This window comes from Arthrobacter sp. FW306-1B-G06A (assembly GCF_058781765.1).
In genome coordinates, this window is sequence record NZ_JBYSXB010000006.1 from 140,618 (window position 1) to 157,401 (window position 16,784).

13 protein-coding genes and 2 tRNA genes are annotated in these 16,784 nt (G+C 63.4%); 13 read left to right on the forward strand and 2 right to left on the reverse strand.

Going from position 1 to position 16,784, the window contains the following annotated elements; genetic code table 11:
* The first annotated feature begins 20 nt into the window (after positions 1-20).
* From nudC to AC3WJM_RS05105, 3 genes are read left to right on the forward strand one after another with little or no spacing between them, the layout of a single operon-like run.
* Positions 21-1,007, forward strand: a complete 987-nt coding sequence (gene nudC, locus AC3WJM_RS05095; protein WP_332601953.1) for an NAD(+) diphosphatase — start codon at positions 21-23, stop codon at positions 1,005-1,007.
* On the forward strand, positions 1,004-3,136 hold the full coding sequence (locus AC3WJM_RS05100) for an ATP-dependent DNA helicase UvrD2 (RefSeq protein ID WP_307055328.1): 2,133 nt from the start codon (positions 1,004-1,006) through the stop codon (positions 3,134-3,136). The genes nudC and AC3WJM_RS05100 overlap by 4 nt, the downstream gene beginning before the upstream one ends.
* Positions 3,136-3,765, forward strand: a complete 630-nt coding sequence (locus AC3WJM_RS05105; RefSeq protein ID WP_441437165.1) for a M48 metallopeptidase family protein — start codon at positions 3,136-3,138, stop codon at positions 3,763-3,765. The genes AC3WJM_RS05100 and AC3WJM_RS05105 overlap by 1 nt, the downstream gene beginning before the upstream one ends.
* Positions 3,766-3,780: 15 nt before the next feature.
* Here AC3WJM_RS05105 and AC3WJM_RS05110 read toward each other — a convergent pair whose 3' ends face one another.
* Positions 3,781-5,226: a zinc-dependent metalloprotease gene (locus AC3WJM_RS05110; protein ID WP_492271303.1), complete on the reverse strand. Its 1,446-nt coding sequence runs from the start codon at positions 5,224-5,226 to the stop codon at positions 3,781-3,783.
* Between the two features lie 225 nt (positions 5,227-5,451).
* On the opposite strand from AC3WJM_RS05110, the gene AC3WJM_RS05115 reads away from it, so the two are divergent.
* The 10 genes from AC3WJM_RS05115 (at position 5,452) to AC3WJM_RS05160 (ending at position 15,769) form a co-directional block, all read left to right on the forward strand.
* Complete coding sequence (locus AC3WJM_RS05115) at positions 5,452-6,660, forward strand: YlbL family protein (RefSeq protein ID WP_370872753.1); 1,209 nt, start codon at positions 5,452-5,454, stop codon at positions 6,658-6,660.
* A gap of 133 nt (positions 6,661-6,793) precedes the next feature.
* Positions 6,794-9,796 carry a UPF0182 family membrane protein gene (locus AC3WJM_RS05120; protein WP_441437164.1) on the forward strand — a complete coding sequence of 1,001 codons (3,003 nt, stop codon included), beginning with the start codon at positions 6,794-6,796 and terminating at the stop codon, positions 9,794-9,796.
* Positions 9,797-9,989: 193 nt separating this feature from the next.
* Positions 9,990-10,063, forward strand: a tRNA-Met gene (locus tag AC3WJM_RS05125).
* A gap of 346 nt (positions 10,064-10,409) precedes the next feature.
* Positions 10,410-10,486 (forward strand) — tRNA-Met (locus AC3WJM_RS05130).
* A 364-nt stretch (positions 10,487-10,850) separates the two neighbouring features.
* Entirely contained in the window at positions 10,851-11,138 is a 288-nt protein-coding gene (locus AC3WJM_RS05135) for a hypothetical protein (RefSeq protein WP_059387515.1), read from the forward strand.
* An 80-nt stretch (positions 11,139-11,218) separates the two neighbouring features.
* On the forward strand, positions 11,219-11,590 hold the full coding sequence (locus AC3WJM_RS05140; protein WP_059387516.1) for a VOC family protein: 372 nt from the start codon (positions 11,219-11,221) through the stop codon (positions 11,588-11,590).
* A gap of 189 nt (positions 11,591-11,779) precedes the next feature.
* Entirely contained in the window at positions 11,780-12,547 is a 768-nt protein-coding gene (locus AC3WJM_RS05145; RefSeq protein WP_492271304.1) for an electron transfer flavoprotein subunit beta/FixA family protein, read from the forward strand.
* Positions 12,548-12,560: 13 nt separating this feature from the next.
* A complete protein-coding gene (locus AC3WJM_RS05150; protein ID WP_492271305.1) occupies positions 12,561-13,532 on the forward strand; it encodes an electron transfer flavoprotein subunit alpha/FixB family protein in 972 nt (323 codons plus the stop codon).
* 90 nt (positions 13,533-13,622) lie between these two features.
* Positions 13,623-14,555 carry a cytochrome b/b6 domain-containing protein gene (locus tag AC3WJM_RS05155; protein ID WP_306961098.1) on the forward strand — a complete coding sequence of 311 codons (933 nt, stop codon included), beginning with the start codon at positions 13,623-13,625 and terminating at the stop codon, positions 14,553-14,555.
* A gap of 77 nt (positions 14,556-14,632) precedes the next feature.
* Entirely contained in the window at positions 14,633-15,769 is a 1,137-nt protein-coding gene (locus tag AC3WJM_RS05160) for an acyl-CoA dehydrogenase family protein (protein ID WP_284983762.1), read from the forward strand.
* A gap of 59 nt (positions 15,770-15,828) precedes the next feature.
* Here the strand turns inward: AC3WJM_RS05160 and AC3WJM_RS05165 are convergent, their stop codons facing one another.
* Complete coding sequence (locus tag AC3WJM_RS05165; RefSeq protein ID WP_492271306.1) at positions 15,829-16,617, reverse strand: PspA/IM30 family protein; 789 nt, start codon at positions 16,615-16,617, stop codon at positions 15,829-15,831.
* Between the last annotated feature and the right edge of the window lie 167 nt (positions 16,618-16,784).

Genomic DNA, 16,784 nt, shown 5'->3' on the forward strand with positions numbered 1-16,784 from the left:
CGAGTCAGTACGGTAGGTACATGAGTTTCACCGAGTTCCAGGCGCCGGCAAACCACCTTATTGACACTGTTCTTCCGGTGCGCCCTGCCATGGTTGACCGCGGATCTGCCGAACGCCTGAAACCGGGCATGCTTGACGAAGTGATCTCCTCGGGTTCGGCCAAGGCCATGGTGGTGTCGCAGCGCCAAGCGCTCGTACTGGGCGACAAGCTGTGGCTGGGCGACGCCGCGCCGCTCTTCGAATCCCTCCAGGCCGCCGGCGGACCGCTCACTGCCATTTATCTCGGCCGGACCCTTGCAGCTTCCTCCGTCCCGAAGCAAACCCCAATTGTCCTCTTTGTGCCTGCTGAGCCGGTTTCGCCTGGAGCCGCGGGCCTTCCGGCCGACGGCTCCTGGGCGGGATTCCGGGAGGTAGCCGCCCGCCTTGGTGCGCTGGACACAGCCTTGTTTGTCGAGGCCAGCGCGATTTCCAACTGGCATGCCACCCATACCCACTGCCCGCAGTGTGGAACTCCCACGGAAATCGAAGCCGGCGGCTGGGTCCGGCGGTGCCCGCGGGACAAATCGGAGCACTATCCGAGGACCGATCCGGCCATCATCGTCACAGTGGTCGGTTCCGACGGCAGGCTTCTCCTCGGTGGAGGTGGGCCGCTTGACGCCAAGAACTACTCCACACTGGCCGGCTTCGTTGAGCCAGGGGAATCGCTCGAACAGGCCGTGGTTCGCGAAATCGGGGAAGAGGTGGGTGTACGGGTCACCGCTTGCCAGTACCTTGGCTCGCAGTCGTGGCCGTTCCCGGCTTCGCTTATGCTCGGGTTCACCGCAACAACTGACGACGTCGAGGCCCGGCCCGACGGCGTCGAGGTCACCCGGGCGCGCTGGTTCAGCCGCGCGGAACTCCAGGCAGCCGTGCTCAGCGGCGAGATCACGATCTCCACGAGGCTTTCGATTGCGCGTTCCTTGATCGAGCACTGGTACGGCGGCGTCATCGAGGACCTCCAGCAGTGACAGACGGCATTTTCAGCGACACCGTTTCACTCGAGGACCGGATTCTCGGCGGCCTTGATGCCGAGCAACGGGAAGTCGCCAGCAACCTTAACGGGCCCATGTGCGTCCTCGCCGGAGCGGGGACGGGAAAAACCCGGGCGATTACGCACCGCATTGCCTATGGTGTGCACTCCGGTGTCTACAGCCCGCAGCGCCTCCTGGCCGTCACGTTCACCTCCCGGGCCGCCGCCGAGATGCGCAGCCGCCTGCGGGATCTAGGCGTCGGAAACGTCCAAGCACGCACCTTTCACGCCGCAGCGCTCAGGCAACTGCAATTCTTCTGGCCGCAGGCGGTCGGCGGTGTCCTGCCGAACCTGCTGGACCACAAGGCGAACATGATCGCCGAAGCCGCGCGACGGCTTCGGCTGAGTACCGATCGTGCTTCCATCCGTGACCTCGCGGCGGAGATCGAGTGGGCGAAGGTTTCCATGCTGACGCCGGCCAACTACCTCGAGAACGCACATGGCCGCGGCACTCCCGGGGGTTTCGACCTCACAGCCGTCGCCCGGGTTTTCCAGTCCTACGAGGACGTGAAGACGGACCGCAACGTGATCGATTTCGAGGACGTCCTGTTGATCACGGTGGGCATCCTCCAGGAAGACCCGAAAGTGGCAGCTACGGTCCGCGAGCAGTACCGGCACTTCGTGGTGGACGAGTACCAGGACGTTTCCCCGCTGCAACAGCGGCTGCTGGAACTGTGGCTTGGCGGCCGCGACGAACTCTGCGTCGTGGGCGACGCCAGCCAGACCATCTACTCCTTCACGGGAGCCTCTCCCAAGCATCTCCTGGGATTCAAGGGCCAGTACCCCTCGGCGACGGTCGTCAAACTCGTTCGTGACTACCGTTCCACGCCCCAAGTGGTGAAGCTGGCCAACGATCTCCTGGGGTCCCGCCGCAGTGGTGGAACGGTTGCCGACGCCGCTTGGGCCAAACCCCTTCAGTTGCTTGCCCAGCGTCCGGCCGGACCGGAGCCGCGGTTCATGGAGTGCCCCGATGACGAGGCCGAGGCGGCGGTGGTCGCGGGCCGGATCCGGGAATTGATCGACGCCGGCACCAAGGCAAGCGAGATTGCCGTGCTGTTCCGCACCAACGGCCAATCGGAAGCGTACGAGCAAGCTCTTGCCTCGGCGGGCATCGGCTACCAGCTACGGGGCGGTGAGCGCTTCTTCGCGCGCAAGGAGGTCCGGGACGCCATCCTGCAGTTGCGCGCCGCCACGCGTGCCGTAGCCGAGGATTCCGCGAAGGAGCCGCTCGGCCAACTGGTCCGCGACATCGTGGCTTCGCTCGGCTACACGGATGCCGCCCCGCACAGCGGCGGTGCCCTCCGCGAACGCTGGGAATCGCTCGCAGCGCTCGTGGCGCTTGCGGACGAACTCGCCGCCAGCCGCGGGCCGGAATTCACGTTGATGGAATTCGTCAACGAACTCCAGGAACGTTCGGTTGCGCAGCACGCACCAACGGTCCAGGGCGTGACGCTCGCATCGCTGCACGCCGCGAAGGGCCTGGAATGGGATGCCGTGTTCCTGGTGGGCTTGAGCGAGGGCCTTATGCCCATTTCCTTCGCGGACACTCCCGAGAGCGTGGACGAGGAACGCCGCCTGCTCTACGTCGGGATCACGCGGGCACGCGAGCACCTGAACCTGTCCTGGTCCACGGCCCGCACGCCCGGTGGCCGTGCCAACCGCAAGCCCTCGCGCTTCCTCGACGGGCTTCGCCCGGATTCGGTGCTCGGAGCCAGCGCGCGCAGCCGCGCCACGCCACGGCGCAAGGCGGCGGCACCGGCGTCGTGCAGGGTCTGCGGCACGATGCTCGCTACCGGCGCCGAACGCAAAGTGGGTCGCTGCAGCCAGTGCCCGCCCACGTACGAAGACCAGACCTTTGAGGCTTTGCGTCAATGGCGGAAGGAAGAGGCCCTGAGCAACGAGGTTCCGGCCTATGTGGTCTTCACGGACGCGACGTTGACTGCCATCGCCGAGGCCCGGCCGGAGTCCCTTGAGGACCTGGCGAAACTCGCCGGCGTCGGGCCCTCCAAACTGGAAAAATACGGCGAAGCCGTGCTGGCAGTTCTCGTCGAGAACGGATCCGCCTAGTGCCGCGGGCCGCGGGCCAGCCCGCTTTGCCGCTGACCACCGACGACGGGGCGCCCGTCGTCGTTCGTCGCTCAGCCCGCCGCCGCCGTACCGTGGCGGCATTCTGGGAGGACGGGAACGCCGTCGTCGCGATTCCCGCCCATTTCACGAAGGCACAAGAGAGCGAATGGGTCCGGCGGATGCTGGACAAGCTCAAGCGCCAGGGGGAGCGGGGCGCCCACGGTGCCGGCAGGAGGAGACCCGCAAGCGACACAGCGCTTGCCGCCCATGCCGCGGAACTATCGTCAAAGTATCTGGGCGGACGGTCCATCCCGACGTCGGTCCGCTGGGTGAGCAACCAGAAGTCACGGTGGGGGTCGGCAACTCCGGCGGACGGGACCATCCGGCTTTCGGACAAGCTCCAGCCCATGCCGCAGTGGGTCATCGACTATGTGCTGCTCCACGAACTCGCGCATCTGCTGGTGGCCGGGCACAACGCCGCGTTTTGGCGTTTGCTGGAGGCGTACCCCGAAACACAGCGGGCAAAGGCCTTCCTGGAAGGCGTCGCCTTTGCGACGTCGCGGGGGCTTGGCCCGGATGAAGAAGGCGCCGGTGCCCCAGCCGCGGGCTGGGACGCCGACGCCGATTAGGCGATTCAGGAGCGGCTAGGCTTTGGGCTCTCCGGGCTCCGTGTCGTCAGGGGAATCTCCGTCTTCAGGCTTCGGAGCCTCCGGACTGTCCTCTGTGTTCTCCTCATCCTTCGGAGCGTCGTAGCCACCTTCGAGGAGCTTCTGCAGCGCGTCGTCCACTTCGGTGTCGCTGGCTTCAGCCAGGCGGCGTCGTTCGGTGAAGCCCGCCGGGTCGTCGAGGTCGTGTGCCGTGGGGAGCAAATCGGGGTGCTGCCAGATGGCATCGCGGCCGGCGATTCCACGTTCGTCCTTCAGCGCGGCCCACAACGCGGCGGCTTCGCGCAGGCGCCGCGGGCGCAGCTCGAGTCCCACCAGCGAGGAGAACGCGTGTTCGGCGGGTCCTCCCGTGGCGCGGCGCCTCCGCACAGTCTCGCGGAGTGCGACGGCGGATGGCAGCATATTCTCGGTGGCAGCAGCCGTGAGCTCGTCCACCCAGCCCTCAACCAGCGCCAGGGCAGTTTCGAGTTTCTCCAGGGCAGCCGATTGTTCGGGAGTGCGCTCGGGCGTGAACACACCTTGGGACAGGGCTTCTTGAATTCCCTCGGGGTTGCCGGGATCGAGGTCCCGGGCGAGGTCCTCGACGCGGGACAAGTCGATGTGGATGCCTCGGGCGTAGGCTTCGATGGCCCCGAGGAGATGTCCGCGCAGCCATGGAACCTGCACGAAGAGCCGGGCATGCGCGGCTTCGCGGACCGCAAGGAACAACCGCACGTCATTCTCCGGGACGCTCAGGCCTTCGCCGAACTTCGCCACATTGGCCGGCAGCAATGCCATCTCGAGATCAGCGAGCGGAACGCCGATGTCGGTAGAGCTGACCACTTCGGCGGACAGGGCCCCGATGGCCTGGCCCAGTTGCATGCCGAAGATGGCTCCGCCCATGTTCTGCAACATGGACGAGGTGCCCCCCATCATGGCCTTCATTTCTTCCGGCATCTGCTGGGTGAGGGCGTCGGACAGTGCATTGGCGATGCTGTTGGCCACCGGCTCAGTGAGCCGTTTCCACGTGGCGAGGGTGGCTTCCACCCATTCAGCGCGCGACCAGGCGCGGCCGATGAGGCCCGTTGCCTGAAGATCGGTGACGGGATCCAACCAAAGTTCCGCGAGGCGGAGCGCTTCGTCGACTTCGCGGGCCTGCAGGGCATTCACCGACGGATCCGTGCCCGCGGCGGCAACACGGCGGGCGTTCTCGTGGGCAAGCTGCCAATTGACGGGGCCCTCGGAACTGGAGCTCATCATGGCCTGCACTTGGGCGAACATTTGCTGCAGCATATTCGGGTCGTTCGGCAGTCCTGCGGCTTTTGCCAATTCGGCGGGGTCGATGTTGCCCATGCCTTGCCCGCCCATCAGGTTCTTCAGCATTTCTGCCAAGGGATCCACGGGTGAATCGTCTCCATTGGAGGGGGTATTGGGGTTGGAGGTCATGGTGCCGCCGATCGTCGGTGTGACTGGTGATCACTTTCAAGGTACCGCGATGCCCGGGGGCTGTCTGCCTCAAGAACGCGTCGTTCGCTCTAGGCAAAGCACGACTGGCAGGCACAGCAAGTAGGGTGGATCGTTGGTATGTTTACCGGCCTCCGCGCTGAGGGGGTCGAAACGGTAGCGTCGGACACACGGTTCCCGGCGCGGAGAGGTCCTTCATTGACTAGTTTGCCGAGCCCCGGAGCTGCCGGGGAACCCGGAAAGCCTCTCGGCCCCTCCAACTCCCAGGACGTCCCGACATCGGACGGCCATTCCCCGGAGCGGGACACCGCACCATCGCAGGAGCCGGTACAGGAAGCGCCCGACGCGCCCCCACCGGCACGGCGCCGCGACGGCCGGTACGTCGCGATGTTGGTCGCCGGGGCCCTGACCATTGTGTTGGGAATCGCCGCGGCTGTCCTTCCTGTTCCCTACGTCGTGGAATCTCCCGGACCGACGTTCAACACCTTGGGCATGGACCACAACAAGCCTGTCATTAGCATCACCGGACACGCGTCGTATCCCGCCAAGGGAAATCTGGACCTGACTACCGTCTATATCAACGGCGGCCCCAACGGACCAGTCAACATCTTCGAGGCCTTCCAAGCCTGGTTGGACGGTTCCAAGGCCGTGTACCCCGAAGAACTTCTCTATCCCAAGGGCACCACCAAGCAGCAATCCGAACAGGAAAGCGCGCTTGCCATGACCACGTCCCAGGAGAACGCAATAGCTTCGGCCCTTCAGGAAGAGAACATCCCGTACGGGCAGAAGCTTGCGGTCGCAGGATTGTCCGATGGCTCGGCCTCGGCGGGCAAACTCCAGGCCGGGGACGTCTTCACGTCGATCAACGGCAAGGCCGTCACGTCCCTGAACGTCGTCCAAACCGCATTGGCCGACGGCGCGGGCGCGCCTGCCGCCGTCGTCGTCGATCGTAACGGCAAACCGGTGACGGTGAGCATTACTCCGGGCAAGGGCTCAAACGGCAAGTACATCCTGGGCGTACTGCTTCAGTACAAGTTCACGTTCCCGTTCGACGTCAAGATCTCCCTGGACCAGGTGGGCGGACCGAGCGCCGGGATGATGTTCGCGCTGGGGATCATCGACAGCATCACCCCCGGGGACCTCACAGGGGGCAAGCATGTGGCCGGCACCGGCACCATTTCGCCGGACGGCACCGTGGGACCCATTGGCGGAATCGCCCAGAAAATGCGCGGAGCCCGCAGCGGCGGCGCCACGCTTTTCCTCGCGCCTGCCGCCAATTGCGACGAGGTCGTGGGCCACGTTCCGGACGGGCTGCAGGTAGTCAAAGTGGACACCCTCGCGGACGCGAAATCCGCTGTGGAGCGACTCGCCTCGGGCCAGGATGTGTCCCGCCTCCCCACATGCTCCAACAACTAGACTGATGATGGAACTTAGCTCCACCGCCACTCGTGGCACTAATGACGGCCTCCGCCATTACTACCCGGCACCGGGGCCGACGAACACACGCACTGATGACCGTTAACTGACGACCAGCGATGAGGTATCGAGTTTGTCCCGTCCAGCCAGCACCAGCCCGCCCGGAAGACCGCAGCGGAGACGGGGTGCACTCACTCCAACTTTGATCATCGTCGCCGTCGCCGTGGTGGGATTCATTTTCTTCGCCAATGTGTGGACAGACGTCCTCTGGTATCAGCAGTTGGGCTTCTTCGAAGTCTATTTCAAGGAGAACCTTGCCCGGATCCTGATCTTCCTGGCGGGATTCGTCCTGATGTTCGTGCCGGTCTTCTACGCCATCCGCGTTGCCTACCATGCACGGCCGGTCTACGCTCCGGATTCCGAGGTCAGGGACAACCTGAATCGGTACCAGGCCCAACTGGAGCCCGTGCGACGCGTGGTCATGATCGGCATCCCCGTGCTGTTCGGCCTCTTTGCAGGCAGCGCGGCCGCGAGCCAATGGCAATCGGTGCTCTTGTTCTTCAACCAGGTACCCTTCGGCCAGGCCGATCCCCAGTTTGGCCTGGACATCAGCTTCTACCTCATGACTTTGCCGTTCCTTGGCTTTGTCACCGGTTTCCTCATGAGCGTTGTGGTGATTGCCGGAATCGCGGGAATCCTCACCCACTACCTTTATGGGAGCATCCGGCTCATGGAACGCGGCATCTTCACCAGCCGTGCCGCCCAAATCCACTTGGCCGTGACCGGGGCCGTTTTCCTGCTGCTTCTCGGAGCCAACTTCTGGCTTGACGTCTACAGCACCGTCCAGAACAACGGTGGCCACTGGGCAGGTGCCCTCTACACGGACGTCAACGCCGTGATTCCGACCAAGACCATCCTGGCCGTTGCCGCGGGCCTGGTGGCCGTCCTCTTCATTGTGGCCGCCGTGATTGGCCGTTGGCGCTTGCCCGTGATCGGCACGGCCATGCTGATCATCACGTCCATTCTTGCGGGCGGTGTCTATCCCTGGGTCATCCAGCAGTTCCAGGTCCGCCCTTCTGAGCAGACGCTCGAAAACAAGTACATTGACCGCAACATAGCCATGACCCGGTCCGCCTACGGTTTGGACAAGATCAAGGTTTCTCCCTACAACGCCACCACGGACGCCAAGACCGGGGCGCTTGCCAAGGATGCCCAGACAGCCGCCAACATCCGGCTGTTGGACCCGAACCTGGTTTCCTCGGCGTTCTCCCAACTGGAGCAGTACCGTCCGTATTACCAGTTCCCCAAGGCCCTGAACGTCGACCGGTACACCGTGAACGGCAAGACCCAGGACACCGTAATCGCCGTCCGGGAGTTGAACCAGGACGGATTGAACGCCAGCCAGCAGACCTGGGTCAACCGGCACATCGTCTACACCCACGGTTACGGCGTCGTGGCGGCCAAGGGCAATACCTTCACGGTTGATGGAAAGCCGGACTTCCTGCTGTCCGGAATTCCGTCCATGGGTACCCTTGGCAGCGATGCGAGCTACCAACCCCGCATCTACTTCGGTGAAGATTCGCCGGACTACTCGGTGGTCGGCGCCCCCGATGGCGCTCCGCACCGCGAACAGGACCGACCGGCCGGCAAAGACACGTCGACTGAAACTCAGTACACCTTTACCGGCAACGGTGGCCCCAACGTGGGCAACTGGTTCAACCGCCTCCTCTACTCGATCAAGTTCCAGTCCTCGGACCTGTTGCTGTCTGACGGCGTCAACGAGAAGTCCCAGATCCTTTACGACCGCACTCCGCGTGAGCGCGTGCAAAAGGTTGCTCCCTACCTGACGGTTGACGGAAGCGCGTATCCGGCAGTTGTCGACGGCCGGGTGAAGTGGATCGTGGACGGCTACACCACCAGCCAGTACTTCCCCTACTCCCAGCAGCAGCAACTGGGAAACGCTACGGCCGATTCGCAGACGACCTCCGGTCGCACCGCGGCCCTGCCGAACAGCGCGGTCAACTACATCAGGAACTCGGTCAAGGCCACCGTTGACGCCTATGACGGCTCGGTCACGCTGTACGCCTGGGATGACCAGGATCCCATCCTCAAAGCGTGGGAGAAGATTTTCCCGACCACCGTCAAGCCGTACTCAGAGATGTCGGGACAGCTGATGAGCCACGTCCGCTACCCGGAGGACCTGTTCAAGGTCCAGCGTGAGCTGCTTGGGCGCTACCACGTGACCAACGCGGACAGCTTCTACCAGAACAACGACGCGTGGAGCGTTCCGAACGACCCCACGGTCACGGATCCCGTCCGGCAGCCCCCGTTCTACATGTCCCTGCAGATGCCCGACCAGACCAAGCCGGCCTTCCAGCTGACGTCTTCCTTCATTCCACAGGTGGTCAACGGCGCTGCCCGGAACATCCTGTACGGCTTCCTCGCAGCCGATTCCGACGCCGGTAGCCAGAAGGGGGTGAAGGCAGACACCTACGGCCAGTTGCGATTACTCCAATTGCCAACGGATACCCAGGTTCCAGGCCCCGGACAGGCCCAGAACAAGTTCAACTCCGATCCTGAAGTGTCGCGGGAGCTCAACCTGCTCAGGCAGGGAGCATCCGATGTGCTCAACGGCAACCTTTTGACATTGCCGGTGGGCGGAGGCCTGCTCTATGTCCAACCGGTGTATCTGAAGTCCACTGGTGAGACCTCCTATCCGACGCTCCAACGCGTGCTCGTGGCCTTTGGCGACAAGGTCGGCTTCGCCCCCACGCTTGACGGTGCGCTGAAGATCCTCTTCGGGGGCGATTCAGGGGCCTCGGCGGGAGACTCGGCCAACAACGGCCAGACCACAACTCCGCCGGGGACTACTACGCCACCTGCGACAGCGGATGCACAGGCCCAGCTGAAGGCTGCGCTGGATCAGGCCAACAAGGCCATCCAGGATGGCCAGGCTGCGCTGGCCAAGGGCGACTTCGCCGGGTACGGTGCCCAGCAGAGCCTCCTGTCCGCGGCGATACAGAAAGCGCTCGACGCCGAGTCCCGGCTTGGTGCCACCCCGGCTCCGTCGGCAAGTGCCAGCCCCTCGGCGAGCCCATCGGCCTCGTCGTCGCCTTCGCCTTCGCCGAGTAAGTAGGCAACTCTCCAGCTGGCTGATTCCGGCTTAGCTGGAGGTTTTTGGAAGACCGGGCCAGCCCTCACACCAGGGCTGGCCCGGTCTTCCTTTTGATATGGAGGCCCGTGCATGGTGGCCGCCCGGCGGGGGAGACGGAGGTCACGTCGTTTCGATTTGGCCTGACATTCACCTGCAGGTAAAGTAGTTCTTGCGACGCGGGGTGGAGCAGTTCGGTAGCTCGCTGGGCTCATAACCCAGAGGTCACAGGTTCAAATCCTGTCCCCGCAACTGGAGAAAAGATCCGGCACAGTGGAAACACTGTGCCGGATTTTTTTGTTTTCCGTCGATTCGCGGGTGGGGGAGTGCGGGATCGGTAGGGCATGTGCCGGGTACGGCTGTGCCAGCTCCGTCCTGACCTTCTTTGAGCCTTCTGGGCGCCAGAATGACGCGACTCGCAGTGTCGTAAGCGCTTTCCGAAATCAAAGAAGGTCAGGACGGCGCCAAGTCCACGGGAGGATAACCACCCTCAAGGGCTGTTGCTCCTGCCCGAAGGACCTCCAGATCCCATCGTGCTGCAGCGCACACCTGAATGGTCAGGGGCGCCCTCGAATGTGAGGTAGAGTTGATTCTGCGACGCGGGGTGGAGCAGTTCGGTAGCTCGCTGGGCTCATAACCCAGAGGTCACAGGTTCAAATCCTGTCCCCGCAACCAAATAAACGAAAGAGTCTGCCCGACTGGGCGGACTCTTTCGTTTAACCCCATTTCGCCGCCCTCCCGACCCTGATGTGGGCGCGCAGTGGAGACATCCGCTCCTAATTTCCCCAAGGAGGTCTTGGACGCGGTCTTAGACGGCCATGCGGGCCGATCCGGGTGAAACGTTTTTTCACACGCAGAAGCGCCGAGATCCACACTGAGATTGCCGGAAAACACACTGATTTTTGGCAAATCTGTACGGATCTTAACCACTTCGACCCCCGAGAGGCAGAATGTCGGAGTAGTTTCTTGGGCGGGGACAAAGCTTCATCACTGGAATACAGGCGGCGCTCCGCGTTGGCCGGCTCGAGGAGGGACCCCAATGAAAACGGTGTCGAAAATAGTTGGCGCAGCGCTGGACGGCGTGGCCGGCGGATTGGCCCTGGCGTTCATTCTGTGCGTGGCAGTGAGCGTGATCGCCATTTCGACGGGTTCCCGGGCGACCCTGCCGGGACTTTTCACCGCGACTCGGGGAGCCGAAAACGGGGCGCTGGCCTTGGAATTCCAGCCGAACTTCGCCGGAATGGTCGTGGTCATAGCGTTGTCGGTACTTGTCAGCGTGGTGATGGCCGTGCGACGCAGCACCGCTGAATCTCCCGATCCTCGTTGACAGTCAGCTCCCGGAGGAAGACACTTGGGCCGAATGGCCCGTTCATCCTGACGGAATGGGCCGCCCTGAGGAGGCCCGAGATGATCAGTGCGACGATGGTAGTGGCGACGATTCCGGTCACCGATCTGGAGCGGGCGAAAGAATTCTATGGCGGCATCCTGGGGTTGACCTTCCTCTGGGAGACTCCGGTCGGCGTGCGGTACCGTTGCGGATCCGTCAGCGAGATCTCAGTCTTCAAGCGTCCGCCTACCGCTACAGAGCACACCCTTGCCCACTTCGAAGTGGACGACATTGAGGCCGTGGTCGGCGACTTGGCCGCCAAGGGCGTGGAGTTCCTCGACTACACAGAGGGTCCCCTTGCCACAACAGGGCACATCGCTCAGCTCGGCCCCGCCCGTGGCGCATGGTTCCGTGATCCCGACGGGAACACCCTCGGCATTCGCCAGGGCTAGATCGATCGCTTCGAAAGAAGGCCTGCAACCTGCCGCCGGCCCGAATCCCCACGCCGGCCCGGAAAGCCGGATGCCCGGCAGAATCAATAGGAGTTCCAAGTATTCCTTCCTTCGCTCCATGGTAAATACTAGGAGTTCCTAGTATTCTCGATTCCAAGCGTCAGCCATTTGCATCGAGGGAGCTGTTGAATGAAGATCGTCGTGCTCGTCAAACAAGTGCCGGATACGGCCGAGGAACGGAAGCTCGACCTGGCAACGGGCCGGCTCGACCGTGAGGCTGCCGAGTCCGTGGTCGATGAAATCAACGAGCGCGCCCTCGAAGCCGCGCTGCGCATCAAGGATGCCAACAAAGGCACCGAGGTTGTGGCAATGACCATGGGTCCTGACGACGCCACGCAGTCCTTGCGCAAGGCCCTCTCCATGGGAGCCGATTCAGGGGTTCACATTGTGGATGATTCCCTGGCCGGCGCCGACACCGGTCGAACGGCCGCAACGCTGGCGACTGCACTGAGGTCTACTGGGTTCGACGTGGTGATGGCCGGCAACGAATCGACGGATGGCCGCGCCGGCGTCGTGCCCGCCATGATTGCCGAACATCTCCAACTGCCACTGTTGGGTTCATTGATCTCCGCGGAAATCGCCGACGACGGCGTGCGCGGCGTTCGCCAGGGTGAGGGTGGAACCCTCAATGTCCGTGCCGGACTGCCCGCCATCATCACTGTGACCGAGCGTTTCCCGGAGGCCCGGTTTCCCAACTTCAAGGGCATCCTGACGGCCAAGCGCAAACCCGTCACCACGTTGTCCGCCGCCGAGCTTGGCGTCCCGACGGGCGCCAGCCACACCGTAGTGGTCTCCACCGTTGAGCGGCCGCCGCGCGCGGCCGGACGAAAACTCATCGATGATGGGACCGCGGCCGACGAGTTGGCCGAGTTCCTCGTCGCGAACCGCCTGGTCTGAGGGAGGAAAAGAAATGTCGAACGTCTTGGTGCTCATTGAAATTTCCCACCGCGGCGGGATTGCCGCTTCGGCCCGCGGGCTGCTGGCTGCCGCAGCCACGCTGGGTTCGCCGGTCGCCGTCGTCGTGTCCTCGGCACCGCTGGCGGGCGACGACGTCGCGCGCCTGGGTGAGCTCGGCGCGGCAAGGATCTACTCGGCTGTGACAGCTGCCGCCGGCACTGTTTTGGTGGCACCCGCCGTGGATGCCCTGAGCGCGGCCGTCGACGCCTATGGGCCGGCTGCCGTACTCACGGCGAATTCGGTGGACGGCCGCGAAGCTGCCGCCCGGCTTGCCGTGCGGCTCGGCGGGAGCGTGCTCGCCGACGTCGTGCAGGTGCGCAGCGACAACGGAACCGTTGTTGCCCAGCATTCGGTGTTTGGCGGGGCCTACACCGTCGAGTCCGTGGTGGAAGGCGGGCTGCCCATCCTCACCATCCGGCAGGGGGCGATCGAAGGCCAGGCTCCCGCAGCCACGGCAGACCTGCAGACGGTGTCCCTCGATGCTCGAGAAGAAGGCGCCGCCATCATAGACCAGTTCAATGACGATGCTGCCGTCTCGGCCCGGCCCGAGCTTCGGACCGCAGCGACGGTGGTTTCCGGCGGACGGGGGTTGGGCTCGTCCGAGAACTTTGTGCTGGTTGAACAGCTCGCCGACACCCTGGGCGCGGCGATCGGTGCGTCTCGCGCCGCCGTCGACGCCGGGTATATTGCGCAGACGGCCCAGGTAGGCCAGACCGGCGTGAGCGTGTCCCCGCAGCTGTACATCGCATTGGGAATATCCGGAGCCATCCAGCACCGCGCAGGCATGCAGACTGCCAAGACCATTGTGGCCATCAACAAAGACGAGGACGCGCCCATTTTCGAGGTGGCCGACTTCGGAATCGTGGGCGATATCTTCACAGTGGTTCCGAAACTCATCGAGGCCGTGAAAGCCCATTCCAACTGACGGCGTAACAGGCTTTGGCCGCTTCGGTCCAAAGCCTGTTAGCTTGATGCGTCCCTGATTGCAAAGTTCTTCCGAGAGGTGTCTGAGAAGATGTCCACCCCCGCCAAAAAGTCGACAGCAGCCAAGAGCAAATGGTCCCAACCCCTCTGGGTGGTTCCAGGCGTCCTGCTCGTCCTTTTGCTCATCGTCTTGTTTGCCAAATGGTTGACGGGCCTGTCGGGTGTGCAGTCGTTCTTGCACGAGTTCCCAGGCGCATCCAGCCTCCCGGAGAACGCTCCCGTAGGTTTCCCGGCATGGCTCGGTTGGCAGCACTTCCTGAACGTCTTCTTCATGGTGCTCATCGTTCGTTCCGGTTGGCAGGTCCGCACGGCCAAGCGGCCGCCGGCCCAATGGACCCGCAACAACAAGGGATTCATCCGGACCAAGAATGCGCCAACCAAGATCAGCCTGGACCTGTGGTTCCACCTGACCCTCGACGCCCTGTGGGTGCTGAACGGCATTGTCTTCATCATCGTGATCTTTTCCACCGGGCAATGGATGCGGATCATTCCCACCAGCTGGGATGTCTTCCCGAACGCCATTTCCGCCGCCCTCCAGTACGCATCGTTGAACTGGCCCACTGAGGACGGTTGGGTGAACTACAACGCCCTGCAGTTGCTGACGTACTTCGTCACGGTCTTCATCGCCGCCCCGCTCGCCATCATCACCGGTTTGCGCACCTCCTCTGCCTGGCCCAAGAAGGCCGGCACGGTGAACAAGGTCTATCCCATCGAACTCGCCCGGGCGGTGCATTTCCCTGTGATGGTGTACTTCGTGCTCTTCACGATCGTGCACGTCACCCTGGTCCTCGCTACCGGGGCGCTGCGCAACCTGAACCACATGTATGGCGGCAGCGACGATATCAACTGGGTTGGTTTCGGCATTTTCGCCGTGTCCCTCCTGGTGATTGTGGGCGCGTGGTTCCTCGCGAGGCCGCTGTTCCTTCGCCCTGTCGCTTCCCTGATGGGCAAAGTCAGCAAGTAAACCCCAGCGGATAGCTAGAAAAAGGCCAGTAAAACCGGACAACCCGGAGAACTGGGAAGAACTGCAAAGGAGTGCCAATGTTTGAGCTCACGGAGGACCAGCAAGCGGTGGTGGAGATGGTGCGCGATTTCGCCACGACGGCCATTGCGCCGCACGCCGCAGAATGGGACGAGACCAAGCATTTCCCTGTGGATGTCCTGCGTGAAGCGGGCACCCTCGGCATGGGAGGCATCTACGTCCGGGAAGAATTCGGCGGCTCGGGCCTTTCCCGCACGGATGCGGCGCTGATCTTCGAGGAGCTGTCCAAGGCAGACCCCACCATCGCGGCCTACATCTCGATCCACAACATGGTGGTGTGGATGATCGACGCTTTCGGCAACGATGAGCAGCGGGCCCAGTGGGTGCCGCAGCTCGCGTCCATGGAAGCGCTGGGCAGCTATTGCCTTACGGAGCCGGGAGCCGGCTCGGATGCCGCCGCGCTGAGCACCAAAGCAGTGCTCGACGGCGATAGTTACGTTCTTAACGGCACCAAGCAGTTCATTTCGGGTGCCGGAGTTTCCAGCGTCTATGTGGTCATGGCGCGGACCGCGGACACGGGTAGTCAGGGCATCACCGCAATCGTTGTGCCCGCGGACGCGCCCGGGCTGTCCTTCGGCCCGAATGAAAAGAAGATGGGATGGAATGCCCAACCCACCCGGCAGGTCATCTTCGAGGACGTACGCGTCCCCGTGGCGAACCGGCTTGGCGAAGAAGGCAGCGGATTCGGCATCGCGATGAAGGGCCTCAACGGGGGCCGGGTCAACATGGGCGCTTGTTCGCTGGGAGGTGGCCAGGCGGCACTGGAGAAGTCCATCGCCTATCTCAAGTCACGCTCGGCTTTTGGCGGCCCGCTCATCAACCAGCAGTCCCTGCTGTTTGATATTGCCGACATGGATACGGAACTGGAAACTGCCAGGACCCTGATCCTCCGGGCCGCGGACGCTTTGGACCGTGGCGCCCCGGACACCGTGAGGTTGTGCGCAATGGCGAAGCGCGTCGCCACGGACGCCGGTTTCAACGTGGCGAACAAAGCCATCCAGCTGCACGGCGGCTACGGCTACTTGTCGGAATACGGCCTCGAGAAGATTGCCAGGGACCTGCGCGTCCACCAGATCCTGGAAGGCAGCAACGAAATCATGAGGCTCATCGTTGGACGGCTCGCCGTAGGGGCATAAAGCACTCAGAAAGCGAATGGCTGGGCCTCATTGGAGGCCCGGCCATTCGCTTGGCTGAACTAGAGCTTGTCGAAGTCGGCTTCGTCCACGGTATCGTCTGCCGGAGCGGTGGCGCCGGCGCCGATAGCGGCCTTCGAACCGCCCGACTTCAGGGCCGCCAGGCGGGCCTCGATCTCAGTCTGCTCTCCGAGGTCCTCAAGCTGGTTGAACTGGGCGTCCAGGCTGGAGGCTGCCATTTCCTGCTGGCCGAGGACCTTCGCCTCTTCGCGGCGGATCTTCTCTTCGAAGCGGCCTACCTCGCTGGTGGGGTCCATGATGTCGATGCTCTTGAGGGCGTCGTGCACCTGGGTTTGGGCAGCAACCGTCTTGGAGCGGGCAACCAGCTCATTGCGCTTGCTGGTGAGTTCGTTGAGCTTGCCCTTCATCTGGTCGAGGCCGCTCTTGAGCTTGTCCACGACCTCCGACTGGGACGCGATGTTCGGCTCGGCGGCCTTGGCCTCGTTTTCGGCCGACATCTGGCGCTGGATGGCCACCTTGGCAAGGTTGTCGAACTTGACGGCGTCGGCCGCGTTGCCGGACGCACGGTACTCGTCCGCCTTCCGGGAGGCTGCGAGGGCCTTGTTGCCCCAGTCCTGGGCGTTTTTGATGTCCTCGTTGTAGTCGGCCTGCAGCATGCGGAGGTTCCCGATGGTCTGCGCGACGGCGGACTCGGCTTCGGCGATGTTGTTCGAGTAGTCGCGGACCATCTGGTCCAGCATCTTCTGCGGGTCCTCAGCCTGGTCGAGCAAGGCATTGATGTTCGCCTTGGCGAGCTGCGCGATCCGCCCGAAAATGGACTGCTTAACCATGGTGTTGCCTTTCGTCCTGCTCAGTGGTGCCCACTGAATCCAGTGATCAGTTTTTTGTACCGCTCTACGTGGGGAACAGGCCCCCACCTAGTCTTTGGGAGTTAGAAACTACCGGAGTCGCCGCCGCCGAAGTCGCCTCCACCTCCACCGTCGCCGCCGAAGAAGCC

Coding starts and splice junctions, on each gene's coding strand:
- AC3WJM_RS05165 (WP_492271306.1), bottom strand. CDS start 16,617: ATGGTTAAGCAGTCCATTTTCGGGCGGATCGCGCAGCTCGCCAAGGCG.
- nudC (WP_332601953.1), top strand. CDS start 21: ATGAGTTTCACCGAGTTCCAGGCGCCGGCAAACCACCTTATTGACACT.
- AC3WJM_RS05155 (WP_306961098.1), top strand. CDS start 13,623: ATGTCCACCCCCGCCAAAAAGTCGACAGCAGCCAAGAGCAAATGGTCC.
- AC3WJM_RS05160 (WP_284983762.1), top strand. CDS start 14,633: ATGTTTGAGCTCACGGAGGACCAGCAAGCGGTGGTGGAGATGGTGCGC.
- AC3WJM_RS05140 (WP_059387516.1), top strand. CDS start 11,219: ATGATCAGTGCGACGATGGTAGTGGCGACGATTCCGGTCACCGATCTG.
- AC3WJM_RS05150 (WP_492271305.1), top strand. CDS start 12,561: ATGTCGAACGTCTTGGTGCTCATTGAAATTTCCCACCGCGGCGGGATT.
- AC3WJM_RS05135 (WP_059387515.1), top strand. CDS start 10,851: ATGAAAACGGTGTCGAAAATAGTTGGCGCAGCGCTGGACGGCGTGGCC.
- AC3WJM_RS05145 (WP_492271304.1), top strand. CDS start 11,780: ATGAAGATCGTCGTGCTCGTCAAACAAGTGCCGGATACGGCCGAGGAA.
- AC3WJM_RS05110 (WP_492271303.1), bottom strand. CDS start 5,226: ATGACCTCCAACCCCAATACCCCCTCCAATGGAGACGATTCACCCGTG.